The organism is Kitasatospora sp. NPDC023176 (assembly GCF_055560495.1).
Map to the genome: position 1 here is coordinate 214,350 of NZ_JBVHIP010000003.1, position 18,073 is coordinate 232,422.

Consider the following 18,073-nt stretch of genomic DNA (forward strand, 5'->3'; position numbering starts at 1 on the left):
CCGTCAGCCCCTCACCGCGCGCCGGACCCGGGAGAGCAGGCCGCTCCTGGGCGCGGTCGCGGCGCGCACCTCGGCCCGGATCAGCCGCGCCAGCTCGTCGCGCTCGGCGGGCTGCGCCGGCACGTTCGGCAGGGTGCCCTGCTGCTTGGCGACGGCCTTGCGGACGCCGTAGCTGAAGGCGGCGACCTTCATCAGCGGTCCGCCCAGGGTGGCGGCCGCGGTGGAGGAGAGGGCCTTGGCGTTGGCGGCGGCGTCCTGGACGTTGGCGGTGATCTCGTCCACCCGGTCCAGCTGCTCGTTGGCGCTGCGCACCGCGGCGCCCGCGTCGGTCAGCAGGGGCACGGCCTGCTCGGTGACGGCGGAGACCAGGACGGCGGCCTCCTTCAGCACCCGGGAGAGGCGGACGAGCACGACGGCGAGCAGGGTGACCAGGACCGCCCAGAACACGGCGACGAGCAATCCGGCCAGCTCTCCCACGGACACCTTTGCGCGCTCCCTCGCCTTGTTGCTTTTCAGGGGGAACCCTATCGCGCCGACGCCCGCTTTCCGGACCGGGTCACGGCCGTGGCCTCGTCCGGGTGTGCGAACCGCGCGCGTAACCTACCGGCCGGTCACCTCGTTCTGCCAGGCGGGCCGTCGCCCGTACGGCCCGACGCACGTCCGGACCGCCGCGGTCCGGGCCGGGACAACGGGGAGCAGCGCTTGGCCGGCGACTGGACAGCACAGCCCGCGGCGTGGCCGCGCGAGCCGGAGCCGGGACGGCTCCCGGCCGAGGTGACGGGGTTCGTCGGGCGGCGGCGGGAACTGGCCGAGCTGGCCGGCCTGCTCGCCGGAGCCCGGCTGGTGACGGTGACCGGCCCCGGCGGGGTGGGCAAGAGCCGGCTCGCGCTGCGGGCGGCGGCCCGGGCGGCCGGGGCGTTCCCGGACGGCACCTGGCTGGTGGACGTGGCCCCGGTGCAGGATCCGCTACTGCTCGGCCACGCCGTGCTGGAGGCGCTGCGGCTGACCGACGGCACCGCCCGGCCGCCGCTGGACGTGCTGGGCGACCACCTGGCCGGGCGCCGCCTGCTGCTGGTGCTGGACGGCTGCGAGCACCTGGTGGAGGCCTGCGCCGAGCTGACCGACGCGCTGCTGCGCGGGGTGCCCGGCCTGCGGGTGCTGACCACCAGTCGGGCCGCGCTGCGGGCCTCGGGCGAGCACCTGCTGACACTGGCCCCGCTGCCGGTCGACCCGCTGCCGCAGCCGCGGGCCGGCCTGGGCGTGCTGCCGGACGCGGTGCGGCTGTTCGCCGACCGGGCCCGGGCGGTGCTGCCGGCCTTCGAGGTGACCGAGGCGAACGCGGAGGCGGTCGGCCTGCTCTGCCGCCGGCTGGACGGTATCCCGCTGGCGGTGGAGCTGGCCGCCGGGCGGCTGCGGGCGCTGTCGGTGGAGCAGATCACCGCCCGGCTGGACGACCGCTTCCGACTGCTCACCGGGGGCTCCCGGACGGCCCTGCCGAGACACCGGACGCTGCGCACCACGATCGGCTGGAGCCATGAGCTGTGCACAGTGCAGGAACGTTTACTCTGGGCCCGCCTGTCGGTCTTCGCCGGCAGTTTCGACCTGGAGGCCGCCGAGTACGTCTGCGCCGGCGAGGGCATCGAGCCCGAGGACGTGCTCGACCTGCTCGACGAACTCGTCGCCAAGTCCGTGGTACTGCGCGAGGAGAGCGCCTTCGGCGTCCGCTTCCGCCTGCTGGACACCCTGCGCGAGTACGGCGGCCACTGGCTGCGCGCCGCCGGCGAGGAGCAGCGGCTGCTGCGCCGCCACCGGGACTGGTACCTGGGCGTGGCCACCTGGGGCGAGGTGGAGTGGTTCGGCCCCCGGCAGGCCGAGACCGCCGAGCGCACCCGGCTCGCCCACACCAATCTGCGCGCCGCGCTGGAGTTCTGCCTCGCCGAGCCCGGCGAGGAGCAGATCGCCCTGCTGCTGGCCGGCACCCTCTGGTTCTACTGGGTCGGCTGCGGCCACCTCGGCGAGGGCCGGCACTGGCTGGACCGCGCGCTCGCCCTGGACCGCGAACCCACCGAGGTCCGGGCCAAGGCCCTGTGGGTGACCGGCTACACGGCCACCCTCCAGGGGGACCTCGGCGCCGCCCGCCCCGCCCTGGAGGAGTGCCGCCGCCAGGCGCTGGACACCGGCGACGACCGGGCGCTCGCCTACGCCGTCCACCGCCAGGGCTGCGCCGCCCTGATCGGCGACGACCCGGAGCGCGCCACCGAGCTGTTCGAGGAGGCGCTCTGGCACTACCGGACCATCGGCGAGCTCAACAGCAACGTGGTGATGGCCATGATCGAGCTGGGTCTCACCTACCTGATCCAGGGCGACCTGGACAGCGGCGAGCGCTGGTTCGGCCAGGCCCGCGAGGTCTGCGAGGAGCACGGCGAGCAGTGGGCGTACGCCTACGTGCTGTACGCGACGGCCTACTCGCACTACCTGGACGGCGCCGTCCAGCCGGCCCGCGCCCTGGCCCGCGAGTGCGTCCGGCTGAACCACCACTTCCACGACCTGCTCGGCATCGTGCTGGGGATCGACCTGCTGGCGCTGCTGGAGACCGAGCCGGCCGGGCCGGGCGAGCCGGCCGACCTGTGCGAGGCCCGGGTGCTGCAGGGCGCGGCGCACCGGATCTGGCGCGCGGTCGGCAACCCGTTCCTGGGCTCGCGTTCCTTCTTCGGTCTCCACCAGGAGTGCGCCGAGCGGGCTCGCGCCGGGCTCACCGAGCAGGAGTACGAGGACTGCTTCCGGGCGGGCGGCCGGCTGGAGCTGGACGCTGCCGTCTGGCGGGCGCTCGGCGGCGGGGGCTCGGCGGACGGCCCGGAACCCGGCTCCGGCCCCTGCTCGGTGCCGCCCGCGCCGGCCCCGGCACCGGTGCGGAATAGCTGAAACTTGCCGATTGCTTGAGCGAGCAAGGATCCACCCGGAAGGAGCATCATGGCCATCCACGACGAGTACCGCCTCGCGAACTTCTACTTCGAGTCCAAGGCGTACACCGACGCCGCCCGCATGCTGGAGGGCGTGCTGGCCGAGGAGCCGGCCAACCTCTCCGTCCGGCTGCTGCTGGCCCGCAGCTACTTCCACTCCGCCCAGCTCGGCCGCGCCGAAGCCGAACTGCGCCGCATCCTCGAACTCGACCCGGCCGAGGACTACGCCCGGCTGATGCTCGGCCGCACCCTGGAGCGCCGGGGCCGCGCCGAGGAGGCCCGCCCGCACCTGCGGCTGGCCGCCGCCATGACCGGCACGGACCTCTGAGGCACCGGCGCCGGAGGAAAGCAGGGAGCCCCCGCCGCCTCGAAGGGCGACGGGGGCTCGCTGGTGGTTCCGCGAAGTGCGAACCGAGCGCGGGTCAGCGCGAGTAGTACTCGACGACCAGCTGCTCGTCACAGATCACCGGGACCTCCTTGCGCTGCGGCGCACGGTCCAGGCGGAAGGCCAGGGCCTTCAGGTTGACCTCGAGGTACTTCGGGGTCTGGCCCTCACCCGCGTAGCCACCCTCACGGGCGACCTGGAAGGGGACCTTCTCCTTGGAGCGCTCGCGGACGGTGACCACGAAGCCCGGCTTCATCTGGAACGACGGCTTGTTGACCTTGCCGCCGTTGACCTCGATGTGGCCGTGGACGACCATCTGGCGGGCCTGGTAGATGGTGCGGGCGATGCCCGAACGCAGGACCAGGGAGTCCAGACGGGTCTCCAGGTCGGCGACGAGCGCCTCACCGGTCTTGCCCTCGGCCTTCTTCGCGCGGTCGAACGCGCGCGCCATCTGCTTCTCGCTCAGGTCGTACTGGGCGCGCAGACGCTGCTTCTCGAGCAGACGGACCTTGTAGTCCGAGTTCTGCTTGCGACCACGGCCGTGCTGGCCGGGCGGGTACGGGCGGGCCTCGAAGTACTTGACGGACTTCGGGGTCAGCGGCACGCCGAGCGCACGCGCGATCTTGACCTTGGGACGCTTCTGGTTCGCCATGAACCAAACCTTCCTTGCTTACGAATACGGCTTTCACCAGGTGTTGACGGAGGTCGCATGTCGCGACCCGGAGAAAACCCCGACGCCTGCGCGAAGGGATCAGCCGCTCTCCGGAGCCGGGCACAAGATGTGCTGGTCACACGAAGGGCCCGGAGAACCGGGCCGTCCGCGACACCGAAACGGTGCGCGACGCTCCTGATGCGGGCCTCCCGGAGGAGGCCTACCGCCGGTGTCCCGCTGGTGCGGCCGGTCGGTGGGGTCTCCCCCGCCGCCGTCCCGGGACATGGCACTCCGACGAAGTATACCCGTCGATCACTCGCCCTCTTCCCCGGGCCGCCGCTCCGCCTTCGGCTCCACCGGCTCGGGCTTCTTCGCGGGCTGCTTCTCGGGCTTGGTCTCCGCCTTCTTCTCCGCCTTCTTCTCCACCCGGCGTTCCCCGCGCAGCCGCCCTCGGGTCCACTCCACGGTGTCCGCGTAGCGCACCTCGCCGCCGCGCCGGTTCGGCCGGTAGTACTCCCGGCCGTGCACCGAGTCCGGCGCGTACTGCTGGGCGGCGATGCCCTCCGGCAGGTCGTGCGGGTACTGGTACCCCCTGCCGTGGCCGAGCTTGCCCGCGCCGCCGTAGTGGGCGTCCCGCAGGTGTGGCGGGACGGCCCCGGCCAGCCCCTGCCGGACGTCCGCCAGCGCCGCGTCGATCGCCAGGTAGGCCGAGTTGGACTTGGGCGCCAGGGCCAGCGCGATCGCCGCCTGGGAGAGGATGATCCGGGCCTCCGGGAAGCCGATCAGCGCCACCGCCTGGGCCGCCGCCACCGCCGTCTGCAGCGCCGTCGGATCGGCCAGGCCGACGTCCTCGCTGGCCGAGATCATCAGCCGCCGGGCGATGAACCGCGGGTCCTCTCCCGCCTCGATCATCCGGGCCAGGTAGTGCAGGGTGGCGTCCACGTCGCTGCCGCGGATCGACTTGATCAGCGCGCTGGCCACGTCGTAGTGCTGGTCGCCGTCCTTGTCGTAGCGCACCGCCGCCTGGTTGACGGCGGTCTCGGTGGTGGCCAGCGAGATGCTCGCCTCGCCCTTCTCCAGCGCCGCCCCGGCCGCCGCCTCCAGGGTGGTCAGCGCCCGCCGGGCGTCCCCGCCGGCGAGCCGCACCAGGTGGTCCTCGGCCTCCTCGGTCAGCTCCAGCGCGCCCTCCAGGCCGCGCTCGTCGGCCACCGCGCGGCGCAGCAGCGCCCGGATGTCCTCGTCGGTCAGCGACTCCAGGGTGAGCAGCAGCGAGCGGGACAGCAGCGGGGAGATCACCGAGAAGTACGGGTTCTCGGTGGTCGCCGCGATCAGGGTGACCCAGCGGTTCTCCACCGCGGGCAGCAGCGAGTCCTGCTGGGCCTTGGAGAAGCGGTGGATCTCGTCCAGGAACAGCACCGTCTCCCGGCCGGACATGCCGACCGCCCGCCGGGCGCCGTCGATCACCGCCCGGACCTCCTTGACCCCGGCGGTGATCGCGGACAGCTCGACGAACCGGCCCTCCACGGCCTGGCTGATCACGTGCGCGAGGGTGGTCTTGCCGGTGCCCGGCGGACCCCAGAGGATCACCGAACTGGTGGCCGCCGGGCCGCGCGAGTTGGCGACCAGCCGCCGCAGCGGCGAGCCCGGCTTCAGCAGCTGCCGCTGCCCGGCCACCTCGTCCAGCGTGCGCGGGCGCATCCGCACGGCCAGCGGGGCCCGGCCGGGCTCCCTGGCCTGGCGTTCCTCGGCGGCGGCGGTGAAGAGGTCCGGTTCGTCCACACCGGAAGCCTAGTAGAGGCGACCGACACCCCTCCCGTATGGCTCCGGCTACGCCAGTCCGGCGGCGTGGTCCGGAACGTACTTCTGCAGGTCCCGCGGGGGCCGCTGGTAGCCGCGGGAGGCCGGGCGGGGCGGCAGCTCGATCCTGGGCGGGGTGACCTCGCGGTACGGCACGGAGGAGAGCAGGTGGGCGATCATGTTGATCCGGGCCCGCCGCTTGTCGTCGCTCTCCACCACGTGCCAGGGCGACTGCGGGATGTCGGTGTAGACGAACATCTCGTCCTTGGCCCGCGAGTAGTCCTCCCAGTGCGCGATCGACTCCACGTCCATCGGGGAGAGCTTCCAGCGCTTCATCGGGTCCTCCAGCCGGGCCCGGAACCGCTGCTCCTGCTCGGTGTCGCTCACCGAGAACCAGTACTTGCGCAGCAGGATGCCCGCCTCGATCAGCATCTGCTCGAAGGCCGGGCACTGGTGCAGGAACTGCCAGTACTCCTCGTCGCTGCAGAAGCCCATCACCCGCTCGACCCCGGCCCGGTTGTACCAGCTGCGGTCGAACAGCACGATCTCCCCGGCCGCCGGCAGGTGTTCGGCGTACCGCTGGAAGTACCACTGGGTCTTCTGCCGCTCGGTCGGGGTGGGCAGCGCCACGACCCGGGCGATGCGCGGGTTCAGGTACTCCGTCACCCGCTTGATCGCCCCGCCCTTGCCGGCCGCGTCCCGCCCCTCGAAGACCACCACCAGGCGGGCGCCCTCGACCCGCACCCACTCCTGGAGCTTCACCAGCTCCTGCTGCAGCCTCAGCAGCTCGCGCTCGTACGGCTTGATCCCCAGTCGTTTCGGCTTCGCGGTCCGCTGCTCCTCGGCCACCCTCGGGTCCTCCGTCCGGCTGCTGCTGATGACCCTTCACCGTAGGCGCCGAACGCTGACTCCGCAGGTCGGGGCGGACCGGTCGGGGCGGACAAGCCCGGGGAGGACTCGCAGGACGGACGACTACACCTCGACGAACGGCTCCGGATAGCGGCAGAGCCCGCGCGGGCCGCCGTCGTAGGCCGTGAGCGGGAGCGCCTGGAAGTACGCCTCCGGCACCTCGAACGGCCCGGAGACCTCGTGCCGCCCGGCCGGGGTGAAGCCGAACCGCCCGTAGTACTCCGGGTCGCCGAGCACCACCACCAGCTTCTCCCCCGCCGCCTCGGCGGCCGACAGCGCGGCCCGGACGACGAGTTCGCCGACGCCCTGGCGCTGCCACTCGGGCGCGACCGCGACCGGGGCGAGCGCCAGCGCGTCACCGGTCCCGCCGCCGTCGCCGACCCGCAGCCGGGTCAGCAGGGCGTGCCCGATCACCAGCCCCGTGTCGTCCACCGCGACCAGCGACAGCCCGGGCAGCCAGGCGGGGTCGCGGCGCAGCGCGTCCACCAGGTCCGCCTCGTCCGGGCCGGGGAACGCGGCCATGTGCACGCGTCTGGTCGCCGGGGCGTCCTGCGGACATTCGACTCTCGTTGTGACCTGCATGGGTCAACCCTCCCTGTGTCACACGACGTTGTGGACCGGCCCCGGACGGTGGGTGGACCGTCCGGGGCCGTCGCAGGTTAGCGCGTATGACGAGGCATCAGCTCTTGGGCTGCGCCTCGGACTTGGCATCCTCGCGGACCTTCGGCTGGGCGTCCACGCCGGCCTCCCGGCGCTGCGCCGGGGTGATCGGGGTCGGAGCGCCGGTCAGCGGGTCGCCACCGGTGGACGTCTTCGGGAAGGCGATGACGTCGCGGATGGTGTCGTACCCGCCCAGCAGGGTGACGATCCGGTCGAGGCCGAAGGCGACCCCGCCGTGCGGCGGCGGGCCGTAGTTGAAGGCGTCCAGCAGGAAGCCGAACTGCGAGGCCGCCTCCTCCTCGGAGAGGCCGATCGCGTCGAACGCCCGCTTCTGCACGTCCCGCTGGTGGATACGGATCGAACCGCCGCCCAGCTCCGAGCCGTTGAGCACCAGGTCGTAGGCGTTGGACAGCGCCGAGCCCGGGTCGGTGTCGAAGCTGTCCAGCGACTCCGCGGTCGGGGCGGTGAACGGATGGTGCACCGCGTGCCAGCCCTGGAACTGGCCCTTGTCGTCCTCGATCGGCTCGAACATCGGGAAGTCGACGACCCAGAGGAACGCCCACGCGGACTCGTCGATCAGCTCGCAGCGCTTGCCGATCTCCAGACGGGCGGCGCCCAGCAGCTCCTGCGAGGCGCGCTCCTTGCCGGCCGCGAAGAAGACCGCGTCGCCGTTCTTGGCGCCGGCCGCGGCGGCGAGGCCGGCCAGGTGCTCCGCGGAGAGGTTCTTGGCGACCGGGCCGCGCAGCTCGCCGGTCTCGGCGTCGATCAGCACGTAGGCCAGGCCCTTGGCGCCGCGCGCCTTGGCCCAGTCCTGCCAGGCGTCCAGCTGCTTGCGCGGCTGGGAGGCGCCGCCCGGCATGACCACGGCGCCGACGTACGGGGCCTGGAACACGCGGAACTCGGTGCCCTTGAAGTACTCGGTGAGGTCGGTGAGTTCCTGGCCGAAGCGGACGTCCGGCTTGTCGGAGCCGTAGCGGCCCATGGCGTCCGCGTAGGTCATCCGCGGCAGCGGGTTGGGGATCTCGTAGCCGTGCACCTCGCGCCAGACGGCACCGATGATCTTCTCGCCGAGGGCCAGGATGTCCTCCTGGTCGACGAAGGAGGCCTCGATGTCCAGCTGGGTGAACTCCGGCTGCCGGTCGGCGCGGAAGTCCTCGTCGCGGAAGCAGCGGGCGATCTGGTAGTAGCGCTCCATGCCGGCCACCATCAGCAGCTGCTTGAACAGCTGGGGCGACTGCGGCAGGGCGTACCAGTGGCCGGGCTGCAGGCGGACCGGGACGAGGAAGTCGCGGGCGCCCTCGGGGGTGGAGCGGGTGAGGTACGGCGTCTCGATGTCGAGGAAGTCGTTCTCCTCCATCACCCGGCGGATGATGTTGTTGACCTTCGAGCGCAGCCGCAGGCCCTTGGCCGGGCCCTCGCGGCGCAGGTCCAGGTAGCGGTAGCGCAGCCGGACCTCCTCGTTGACCGTGCCGGGCTCGTACTCGGCCACCGGGAACGGGAGCGGGGCGGCCTCGGAGAGGACCTCGATCTCGCTGACGACGACCTCGACCGCGCCGGTCGGGATGTCCGGGTTCTCGTTGCCCTCCGGGCGGACCCGGACGTCGCCGACGACCTTGACGCAGTACTCGGCGCGCAGGCCGTGCACCGAGTCGAGGTCGCGGACCACGATCTGCACGGTGCCGGAGGCGTCGCGCAGGTCGATGAAGGCGACGCCGCCGTGGTCGCGGCGGCGGGCGACCCAGCCGGCCAGGGTGACGGTGGTGCCTGCGTGCTCCGGGCGGAGCGTGCCCGCGTCGTGCGTGCGGATCACAGCTGCTTCTCCTTCAGGGTGGTGACGAGTGCGTCGAGGGCGACGGGGGTCTGCTCGCCGGTGCTCATGTCCTTGAGCTGGACGACGCCCTCGGCGAGGTCCCGGTCACCGGCGATCAGGGCGAAGCGGGCGCCGGACCGGTCGGCGGACTTCATGGCGTTCTTGATGCTCTTGACACCGAAGGCGAGGTCGGTGGCCACGCCGGCCCGGCGCAGCTCGACCACCTTGGCGAACAGCAGGTTCTTGGCCTCCTCGCCGAGCGCGACGGCGTAGACGGAGGTGGCGGCCGGCAGTTCGAGGGCGACGCCCTCGGCCTCCAGCGCCAGGTAGGTGCGGTCCACGCCGAGGGCCCAGCCGACGGACGGCAGCGCCGGGCCGCCGATCATCTCGGACAGGCCGTCGTAGCGGCCGCCGCCGCCGATCGCGGACTGGGCGCCGAGGCCGTTGTGCACGAACTCGAAGGTGGTGCGGGTGTAGTAGTCCAGGCCGCGGACCAGCTTCGGGTCGTCGACGAAGGCGACGCCGTTGGCGGTGAGCAGCTCGCGCACCTTCTCGTCGTACGCCTTGCACTCCTCGCACAGGAAGTCGCGCAGCATCGGGGCGCCGACCAGCTGCTCCTGCACCGACTCGCGCTTGTCGTCCAGCACGCGCAGCGGGTTGATCTCGGCGCGGCGGCGGGTCTCCTCGTCCAGGTCCAGGCCGGAGAGGAACTCGATCAGGGCGGCGCGGTAGACCGGGCGGCACTGCTTGTCGCCGAGGCTGTTGAGCAGCAGCGAGTAGTCGCTCAGGCCCAGCGAGCGGAAGGCGTCGTCGGCCAGGATGATCAGCTCGGCGTCCAGCGCCGGGTCCTCGGCGCCGATCGCCTCCGCGCCGACCTGGGAGAACTGGCGGTAGCGGCCCTTCTGGGCGCGCTCGTAGCGGTAGTACGAGCCGGAGTACCAGAGCTTGACCGGCAGGTTGCCCTGCTTGTGCAGGTTGGCCTGGAGCGCCGCGCGCAGCACCGAGGCGGTGCCCTCCGGGCGCAGCGCGAGGTCGTCGCCGCCCTTGGTGGTGAGGGTGTACATCTCCTTGGAGACGATGTCAGTGGACTCGCCGACACCGCGCGAGAACAGCTTCACGTCCTCGAAGACCGGGGTCTCGACGTAGCCGTAACCGGCCCGGCGGGCGGGCGCGGCGATGCGCTCGCGGATCGCCAGGAAGGTCGCGGAGCTGGGGGGCAGCAGGTCGTAGGTGCCCTTGGGGGCGGTGAAGGTGCTCAACTTCTCTTCCGTCACATTCCTCGTCGCGGGAAAGCCGGGGCGCCGGCCGCCCCCGCTGCCTGTCGGAGGTAGGGGTTGGTGGCGCGCTCGCGGCCGATGGTGGTCTGTCCGCCGTGGCCGGAGAGGACCACGGTGGCGTCGTCGAGGGGCAGGCACACCCGGGCCAGCGAGCGCATGATCGCTTCGCCGTCCCCGCCCGGGAGGTCGGTACGCCCGATGGAGCCGGCGAACAGCAGGTCGCCCGAGAACAGCACCGGGGGGAGGTCCTCGGCACCGGGCGTCCGGAAGGCCACCGACCCCCCGGTATGGCCCGGGGCGTGGTCCACGGTGAGCTGCAGGCCGGCCAGCTCCAGCACGCTGCCGTCGGTGAGCTCGCGCACGTCGTCGGGCTCGCCGACGGTCAGCTCGCCCATCAGCTGGGTGCCCAGGGAGCGGCCGAGCGACTTCTCCGGGTCGGACATCATGTACCGGTCCTCGGGGTGGATCCAGGCCGGGATGCCGCGGGCGCCGCAGACCGGGACCACCGAGGCGACGTGGTCGATGTGGCCGTGGGTGAGCAGCACGGCGACGGGCTTGAGCCGGTGCTCACGGATGAGTTCCTCGACACCGCTCGCGGCCTGGTGGCCGGGATCGACGATGACGCACTCCTCGCCCGCCCCCGGGGCGACCAGGTAGCAGTTGGTGCCCCAGGCTCCAGCGGGGAATCCGGCGATGAACACGCGCGTCCTTCGGGTCTGTGCGGCGGGGGGCTGCGGTGGCTACCAGTAGTGATGACGTAAGGGAAGCCTACCGGCGGTGCGGGTCCGGTTGCGAACCAGATCCACGGTGACGGGCTGGGCCACCTGACAGGTTCACCGCGCCCTTACGGGCCCGGTCCCTACACTTGGCCGCCGATGGATGCGATGATCCGCTCCGGAACCCCTCCACATTTTCCCGCACATGCTCAGGAGACACGGCCGGTGGTCAGCAGCGAACAGCGGCGGCGGCAGCTCGCCCGCGAGAAGTACGAGCGCCAGATGGAGCGCCGCGCCGAGGCGGCGTCCGCCCGCAAGCGGCGCAACACGATCCTGGGCGCCTCGCTCGCCGTGGTGGTGCTGGCGGGCGGCGGCACGCTGTTCGCCACCGGGGCGTTCAGCTCCGACGACAAGGACAAGAGCGCCTCGGCCGCCTCCAGCGCGCAGGCCGCGCCGACCCAGGCCGACCCGACCGCCGCGCCGACCCGCAAGCCGGTCGAGGGCTGCGCCACCCCGGCGCCGGGCTCGCCCAACAACAAGCAGTTCAAGGCCGAGCCGGCCATGTCGATCGACCAGGGCGCCTCGTACACCATGGCGCTGGACAGCAACTGCGGCAAGGTCACCATCGCGCTGGACGCGGCCAAGGCCCCGCACACCGTGAACTCGTTCAACTTCCTGGCGGGCGAGCAGTTCTTCGACCACACCAAGTGCCACCGGCTGACCACGGACGGCATCTTCGTGCTCCAGTGCGGTGACCCGACCGCCAGCGGTTCGGGCGGCCCCGGCTACAAGTTCGCGGACGAGAACCTGACCGGCGCGACCTACCCGGCCGGCACCGTGGCGATGGCCAACTCCGGCGCGGGCACCAACGGCAGCCAGTTCTTCCTGGTCTACAAGGACACCCAGCTGCCGCCGAACTACACCCCGTTCGGCAAGATCACCGGTGGTCTGGACGTGGTCCAGAAGATCGCCGCCGCGGGCACCCTGGAGGGCTCCCCGGACGGCCACCCGATGGCCGACGTCACCTTCAACTCGGTTACCGTGTCGAAGGGTTGACCGACCCCGGGGCCACCGGCGGCGGGCGCGCCAAGCGCCCCCGCCCGGCCCCGGACCGAAATCGCCCGGCCCGGATGCGGACAGCACCGGGCCTGGTCGCCTATGTTGGCGTTGTATAGGGTGCCCGGACCCGCCTAGCCGTCACCCTCGGCAGCAAGGCACGGCGGACGGGGACGGCGGACTCATCGGTCCGCCGCACATCAACTGTGGACGACGGTCGCGCGCCGCCCCGGCGCGGGCGCGACGTCATGTGGAGGACGCGCTATGAGCAGCGACCCGTGGGGCCGTGTGGACGAGCAGGGCACGGTGTACGTCAGGACGGCCGACGGCGAACGCGTCGTGGGTTCCTGGCAGGCCGGCTCGCCCGAGGAGGCCCTCGCCTACTTCGAGCGCAAGTACCAGGGCATCGAGGTGGAGATCGGCCTGCTGGAGAAGCGGGTGCGCACCACCGACCTGGCCGCCAAGGACGCCCAGACCGCGCTGGAGCACCTCCGCGCTCAGGTGACCGAGGGCCACGCGGTGGGTGACCTGGACGCGCTGGCCAAGCGGCTGGACACGCTCACCGGTGAGATCGAGAGCCGCCGGGAGGAGCGCAAGGCCGCCCGCGCCAAGGCGCAGGACGAGACCCGCTCCGCCAAGGAGGCCCTGGTCTCCGAGGCCGAGCAGCTCGCCGAGTCCACCCAGTGGCGGGAGGCCGGCGACCGGCTGCGCGCCCTGGTGGACACCTGGAAGGGCCTGCCGCGGCTGGACCGCAAGAGCGACGACGAGCTGTGGCACCGCTTCTCGCACGCCCGCTCGGTCTTCTCCAAGCACCGCAAGGCGCACTTCGCGACCCTGGACGCCGAGCGCGAGCAGGCCCGGCAGGTCAAGGAGGCGCTGGTCTCCGAGGCCGAGGCGCTCTCCTCCTCCACCGACTGGGGCACCACCGCCGCCACCTACCGCGACCTGATGGCGCGCTGGAAGGCCGCCGGCCGGGCGCAGCGGGACGTCGAGGACGAGCTGTGGGCGCGGTTCCGCGGCGCCCAGGACGTCTTCTTCCAGGCCCGTTCCGCGGTGTTCAGCGAGCGGGACGCCGAGCAGGTGGAGAACCAGAAGCTCAAGGAGGCGCTGGCCGCCGAGGCCGAGGCGATCCTGCCGATCACCGACCTCAAGGCCGCCAAGGCCGCGCTGCGCGAGGTCAACGAGCGCTGGGAGGCCATCGGCCACGTGCCGCGCGACGTCCGTCCGAAGCTGGACGGCCGGCTGACCGCGGTCGAGCGGGCCATCCGCGAGGCCGAGGACGCCGACTGGAAGCGCTCCAACCCGGAGGCCAAGGCCCGGGCGGCCGGCATGGTGGGCCTGTTCCAGGCGAAGGCCGACAAGATCCAGACCGACCTGGACAAGGCCCGCGCCGCCGGCAACGCCTCCAGGATCGCCAAGCTGGAGTCCGAGCTCTCCGGCGTGCAGACCCTGCTGGAGCAGGCGCACAAGAGCCAGGAGGAGTTCAGCGGCTGATCCGTCGGCCCACTGAACGGCGAAGGCCCCCGGGGTGCTCCCCGGGGGCCTTCCTCATGCGCCGTGTCTCACTTGCGGGCCGAGGTGACCCGGTAGACGTCGTACACGCCCTCGACGCCGCGCACCGCCTTGAGCACGTGGCCCAGGTGCTTGGGGTCGCCCATCTCGAAGGTGAAGCGGCTCATCGCCACCCGGTCCCGGGAGGTCTGGACCGCCGCCGACAGGATGTTGACGTGCTGGTCGGAGAGCACCCGGGTGACGTCCGAGAGCAGCCGGGAGCGGTCCAGCGCCTCGACCTGGATGGCCACCAGGAAGACCGAGGACTGGGTGGCCGCCCACTCGACGTCGATCATCCGCTCGGGCTGCTGGCTCAGCGACTCGACGTTGACGCAGTCGGCGCGGTGCACCGAGACGCCGTTGCCACGGGTGACGAAGCCGACGATCGGGTCGCCCGGCACCGGGGTGCAGCAGCGGGACAGCTTGACCCAGACGTCCTCGACGCCCTTGACGATCACACCCGGGTCGCCCTTGGCCCGGCGGCGCACCGCCCGCCGGTTGTCGTGGGTCGGGGTGGCCGTCTCGGCGAGGTCCTCGGTGGCGCCCTCCTCGCCGCCGAGCGCCTGGACCAGCTTCTGGACGATGTTCTGCGCGGCGACGTGCCCCTCGCCGATGGCGGCGTAGAGCGAGGAGATGTCGGGGTAGCGCATCTCGTGGGCCAGGGTGACCAGCGAGTCGCCGGTCAGGATCCGCTGGATCGGCAGGCCCTGCTTGCGCATCGCCCGGACGATCGCCTCCTTGCCGTGCTCGATCGCCTCCTCGCGGCGCTCCTTGGAGAACCAGGCGCGGATCTTGTTGCGGGCGCGCGGGGACTTGACGAAGCCCAGCCAGTCCCGGGAGGGGCCGGCGTTCTCCGCCTTGGAGGTGAACACCTCGACGGTGTCGCCGTTCTCCAGGGTCGACTCCAGCGGCACCAGCCGTCCGTTGACCCGAGCCCCTATGGTCCGGTAGCCGACCTCGGTGTGCACCGCGAAGGCGAAGTCGACGGGGGTGGCGCCGGCCGGGAGGGCTATCACGTCGCCCTTGGGGGTGAAGACGAAGACCTCGTTGCTGGCCAGGTCGAAGCGCAGCGACTCCAGGAACTCGCCCGGGTCGGCGGTCTCCTTCTGCCAGTCCAGCAGCTGCCGCAGCCAGGCCATCTCGTTGACGGCGCCGGCCTTGTCGTCCTTGCGGACCTGGGTCGGGGTGTCGGTGCGGACCTTGGAGGCCCCGGCGACGGCGCGCTGCTTGTACTTCCAGTGCGCGGCGATGCCGTACTCGGCCCGCCGGTGCATGTCGAAGGTGCGGATCTGGAGTTCGACGGGCTTGCCGCCGGGGCCGATCACCGTGGTGTGCAGCGACTGGTACATGTTGAACTTGGGCATCGCGATGTAGTCCTTGAACCGCCCCGGCACCGGGTTCCACCGCGCGTGGATGGTGCCCAGCGCCGCGTAGCAGTCGCGGACGGTGTCGACCAGGACCCGGATGCCCACCAGGTCGTAGATCTCCGCGAAGTCCCGGCCCCGGACGATCATCTTCTGGTAGACCGAGTAGTAGTGCTTCGGCCGGCCGGTGACGGAGGCGGTGATCCGGGCGCCGTGCAGGTCCGCCTGGACCTGGTCGATCACGGTCGCCAGGTACTCGTCCCGCTTGGGGGCGCGCTCGGCGACCAGCCGGACGATCTCGTCGTACATCTTGGGGTAGAGGATCGCGAAGGCGAGGTCCTCCAGCTCCCACTTGATGGTGTTCATGCCCAGCCGGTGCGCCAGCGGGGCGTAGATCTCCAGCGTCTCGCGGGCCTTCTTCTCCTGCTTCTCCCGCTTCAGGTAGCGCATCGTGCGCATGTTGTGCAGGCGGTCGGCCAGCTTGATCACCAGGACCCGCGGGTCCTTGGCCATCGCCACGACCATCTTGCGCACGGTCTCGGCCTGCGCGGCCTCGCCGAACTTGACCCGGTCCAGCTTGGTGACGCCGTCGACCAGCAGGGCCACCGAGTCGCCGAAGTCCTTGCGCAGGGTCTCCAGGCCGTAGTCGGTGTCCTCCACGGTGTCGTGCAGCAGCCCGGCCATCAGCGTCGCGGCGTCCATGCCCAGCTCGGCCAGGATGGTCGCGACGGCCAGTGGGTGGGTGATGTACGGGTCGCCGCTCTTGCGCTTCTGCCCTCGGTGCCACTTCTCGGCGACGGCGTAGGCGCGCTCGATGTCGCGCAGCAGCGCCGGGTCGGCCTTGGGGTCGTTCGCCCGGATCGAGCGGAACAGCGGTTCCAGGACGGGGTTCAGCACGCTGGAGCGCTGGCCGCCGAGGCGGGCCAGTCGGGCGCGCATGCCGCCGCTGCCGGAGCCGCGGCCGAGCGGGGAGAGCTGGCGCGAGGAGGTCGGTGTCGGGCGTGCCGGGGTGGCCCCCGAGGGCGTGGGACGGTCTTCGGGGGCGGCCGCTGCGGCCGTGGGCACAACCTCGTCGGGCAAGGACACTCCTCGGGGCACCGGGGCCGACCCCTGCCGAGGCCCGTACGGTCCGGGCGCAACCGGGAGGGGATGAATCTTCATGGTACCGAGCCGGGCGGCTCGCCGTTCATCCGGCCGGGCCCGGAGACGGAAGGGCGGCGGTCGGATGATCCGACCGCCGCCCTTCCCTCATGACCTTCAGACCGTGACCAGCGTCTCCAGCGGAGCGCCGGCCAGGTGCCCGGCCAGCCGCTCGCGGCCGTCCAGGAAGCCCAGCTCCATCAGCACCACGACGCCCACCAGCTCGGCGCCGGCCTCCTTCACCAGGTCCAGCGAGGCACCGATGGTGCCACCGGTGGCCAGCACGTCGTCCACCACCAGCACCCGCTCACCGGGCGCGAAGGCGTCGCACTGCACCTCCAGCGTCGCCGAGCCGTACTCCAGCTCGTACGAGCGCCGGAACACCTCGCCGGGCAGCTTGCCCTGCTTGCGGATCGGCACGAAGCCGAGCCCGGCCGCGACGGCCGCCGGAGCCGCCAGCACGAAGCCGCGCGCCTCCAGGCCCACCACCTTGGTCGCCCCGAGCGCCTTCGCCCGGTCCGCCAGCGCCCGGGTGAGGGCGCCGAAGGCCTCGGCGTCGGCGAGCAGCGGCGCGATGTCCTTGAACAGCACACCCGGCTTCGGGTAGTCCGGGACGTCCCGGATCCGGCTGTTCAGCAGCTCGGCCAATGCGGTGTCGGCGGTGGTCACGGTTCTGTCCTCAGGGTCGGGTGCGGTTCAGCGCTTGGTGGACGGACGGCCCTTGTCACGCGGGGCGCCGGCCGAGCGGCCACGCTGACCGACCATACCCGCAGGCTGATCGTCGTCCGCGCCCTCGTCCGCCACCACCGCGTCCGAGGCCTCCGCCTTGGCGGCCGCGGCCCGGTGCTGCAGGACGCGCTTGCGCAGCGCCTTCATCTCCGGCTGCTCCTCCTTGAGCTGCGCCAGCAGCGGGGTGGCGACGCAGATCGAGGAGTAGGCACCGGCCGCGAGGCCGATGAACAGCGCGAGCGAGATGTCGTTCAGGGTGCCGGCGCCCAGGAGGCCGCCGCCGATGAACAGCAGCGCGGCGACCGGCAGCAGCGCCACCACGGTGGTGTTGAGCGAGCGCACCAGGGTCTGGTTGAGGCCCGCGTTGGCCGCCTCGCTGTAGGTGAGCTTGTTCTGCTTGGTGATTCCCTTGGCGTTCTCCTTCACGGTGTCGAAGACGACGACCGTGTCGTAGAGCGAGTACCCGAGGATGGTCAGGAAGCCGATCACCGTACCGGGGGTGACCTCGAAGCCGACCAGGGCGTAGACGCCGATGGTGATCAGGAGGTCGTGGATCAGCGCGACCAGGGCGGCCAGCGCCATCCGCCACTCGAAGGCGATCGCCAGGTAGACCGTCACCAGGACCATGAAGACGACCAGACCGGTGAGCGCCTTGTTGGAGATCTGCTTGCCCCAGCTGGGGCCGATCACCTGGGCCTCGACGGTGTCCAGCGGCACGCCGAGCTTCTGCGAGAGCTGCGAACGGATCTCGTCCGAGCTCTTCGGCTCGTCGGTGCTGACCTGGATGCGGATCTTGTCGTTGTCGGTCGACTGCACCAGCGGGTGCGAGGAGACGACGCCGTCGGCCGTGTCCTGCGCCTGCGAGATCGTCAGGCCCGGCTTGGTCACGGTGTAGACCGAGCCGCCCTTGAACTCGATGCCCAGGTGCAGGCCCATCGCCAGGCCGATCGCCGCGACCAGCACGATCACGCCGGAGATGGAGTACCAGAGCTTCCGGCGCCCGACGAAGTCGAAGCTGACCTCGCCCTGGTAGAGCCGGTGTCCCAGATTGGAGAAGCGCGACACGG

General features: G+C 71.9%; 15 protein-coding genes. 4 read left to right on the forward strand and 11 right to left on the reverse strand.

Going from position 1 to position 18,073, the window contains the following annotated elements:
• Positions 1-3: 3 nt before the first annotated feature.
• Positions 4-483, reverse strand: coding sequence for a DUF948 domain-containing protein (locus ACZ3YL_RS06955; RefSeq protein WP_188310075.1), 480 nt, complete (start codon positions 481-483; stop codon positions 4-6).
• A 219-nt stretch (positions 484-702) separates the two neighbouring features.
• On the opposite strand from ACZ3YL_RS06955, the gene ACZ3YL_RS06960 reads away from it, so the two are divergent.
• Positions 703-2,922 (forward strand): ATP-binding protein, encoded by a 2,220-nt coding sequence (locus ACZ3YL_RS06960; RefSeq protein WP_465655961.1) that lies wholly within the window; start codon positions 703-705, stop codon positions 2,920-2,922.
• 48 nt (positions 2,923-2,970) lie between these two features.
• Entirely contained in the window at positions 2,971-3,288 is a 318-nt protein-coding gene (locus ACZ3YL_RS06965) for a tetratricopeptide repeat protein (RefSeq protein WP_188310073.1), read from the forward strand.
• Positions 3,289-3,382: 94 nt separating this feature from the next.
• On the opposite strand, the gene rpsD is transcribed toward ACZ3YL_RS06965, so the two are convergent.
• From rpsD to ACZ3YL_RS07000, 7 genes are all read right to left on the reverse strand, one after another.
• Positions 3,383-3,997, reverse strand: a complete 615-nt coding sequence (gene rpsD, locus ACZ3YL_RS06970; protein WP_030240707.1) for a 30S ribosomal protein S4 — start codon at positions 3,995-3,997, stop codon at positions 3,383-3,385.
• 312 nt (positions 3,998-4,309) lie between these two features.
• Entirely contained in the window at positions 4,310-5,776 is a 1,467-nt protein-coding gene (locus tag ACZ3YL_RS06975; RefSeq protein ID WP_317621530.1) for a replication-associated recombination protein A, read from the reverse strand.
• Positions 5,777-5,824: 48 nt separating this feature from the next.
• Positions 5,825-6,643: a polyphosphate kinase 2 gene (gene ppk2 / locus ACZ3YL_RS06980; protein ID WP_317621529.1), complete on the reverse strand. Its 819-nt coding sequence runs from the start codon at positions 6,641-6,643 to the stop codon at positions 5,825-5,827.
• Between the two features lie 123 nt (positions 6,644-6,766).
• Positions 6,767-7,285 carry a GNAT family N-acetyltransferase gene (locus tag ACZ3YL_RS06985; RefSeq protein WP_188310072.1) on the reverse strand — a complete coding sequence of 173 codons (519 nt, stop codon included), beginning with the start codon at positions 7,283-7,285 and terminating at the stop codon, positions 6,767-6,769.
• Between the two features lie 97 nt (positions 7,286-7,382).
• Positions 7,383-9,173 carry an aspartate--tRNA ligase gene (gene aspS / locus ACZ3YL_RS06990; protein ID WP_188310071.1) on the reverse strand — a complete coding sequence of 597 codons (1,791 nt, stop codon included), beginning with the start codon at positions 9,171-9,173 and terminating at the stop codon, positions 7,383-7,385.
• Positions 9,170-10,432 (reverse strand): histidine--tRNA ligase, encoded by a 1,263-nt coding sequence (gene hisS, locus ACZ3YL_RS06995; RefSeq protein WP_188310070.1) that lies wholly within the window; start codon positions 10,430-10,432, stop codon positions 9,170-9,172. The genes aspS and hisS overlap by 4 nt, the downstream gene beginning before the upstream one ends.
• An 11-nt stretch (positions 10,433-10,443) precedes the next feature.
• On the reverse strand, positions 10,444-11,151 hold the full coding sequence (locus tag ACZ3YL_RS07000; RefSeq protein ID WP_465655969.1) for an MBL fold metallo-hydrolase: 708 nt from the start codon (positions 11,149-11,151) through the stop codon (positions 10,444-10,446).
• A gap of 240 nt (positions 11,152-11,391) precedes the next feature.
• On the opposite strand from ACZ3YL_RS07000, the gene ACZ3YL_RS07005 reads away from it, so the two are divergent.
• Both ACZ3YL_RS07005 and ACZ3YL_RS07010 read left to right on the forward strand, forming a co-directional pair.
• Positions 11,392-12,222, forward strand: coding sequence for a peptidylprolyl isomerase (locus tag ACZ3YL_RS07005; protein ID WP_188310068.1), 831 nt, complete (start codon positions 11,392-11,394; stop codon positions 12,220-12,222).
• Between the two features lie 264 nt (positions 12,223-12,486).
• Positions 12,487-13,716 (forward strand): DUF349 domain-containing protein, encoded by a 1,230-nt coding sequence (locus tag ACZ3YL_RS07010; protein ID WP_188310067.1) that lies wholly within the window; start codon positions 12,487-12,489, stop codon positions 13,714-13,716.
• A gap of 68 nt (positions 13,717-13,784) precedes the next feature.
• Here the strand turns inward: ACZ3YL_RS07010 and ACZ3YL_RS07015 are convergent, their stop codons facing one another.
• From ACZ3YL_RS07015 to secF, 3 genes are all read right to left on the reverse strand, one after another.
• Positions 13,785-16,298 carry a RelA/SpoT family protein gene (locus ACZ3YL_RS07015; protein ID WP_411293108.1) on the reverse strand — a complete coding sequence of 838 codons (2,514 nt, stop codon included), beginning with the start codon at positions 16,296-16,298 and terminating at the stop codon, positions 13,785-13,787.
• A gap of 96 nt (positions 16,299-16,394) precedes the next feature.
• Complete coding sequence (locus tag ACZ3YL_RS07020; protein ID WP_188310065.1) at positions 16,395-16,946, reverse strand: adenine phosphoribosyltransferase; 552 nt, start codon at positions 16,944-16,946, stop codon at positions 16,395-16,397.
• A 27-nt stretch (positions 16,947-16,973) separates the two neighbouring features.
• Entirely contained in the window at positions 16,974-18,071 is a 1,098-nt protein-coding gene (secF, locus tag ACZ3YL_RS07025) for a protein translocase subunit SecF (RefSeq protein WP_188310064.1), read from the reverse strand.
• Positions 18,072-18,073: the final 2 nt, after the last annotated feature.

Coding starts and splice junctions, on each gene's coding strand:
- ACZ3YL_RS06965 (WP_188310073.1), top strand. CDS start 2,971: ATGGCCATCCACGACGAGTACCGCCTCGCGAACTTCTACTTCGAGTCC.
- rpsD (WP_030240707.1), bottom strand. CDS start 3,997: ATGGCGAACCAGAAGCGTCCCAAGGTCAAGATCGCGCGTGCGCTCGGC.
- ACZ3YL_RS06985 (WP_188310072.1), bottom strand. CDS start 7,285: ATGCAGGTCACAACGAGAGTCGAATGTCCGCAGGACGCCCCGGCGACC.
- ACZ3YL_RS07010 (WP_188310067.1), top strand. CDS start 12,487: ATGAGCAGCGACCCGTGGGGCCGTGTGGACGAGCAGGGCACGGTGTAC.
- ACZ3YL_RS07015 (WP_411293108.1), bottom strand. CDS start 16,298: ATGAAGATTCATCCCCTCCCGGTTGCGCCCGGACCGTACGGGCCTCGG.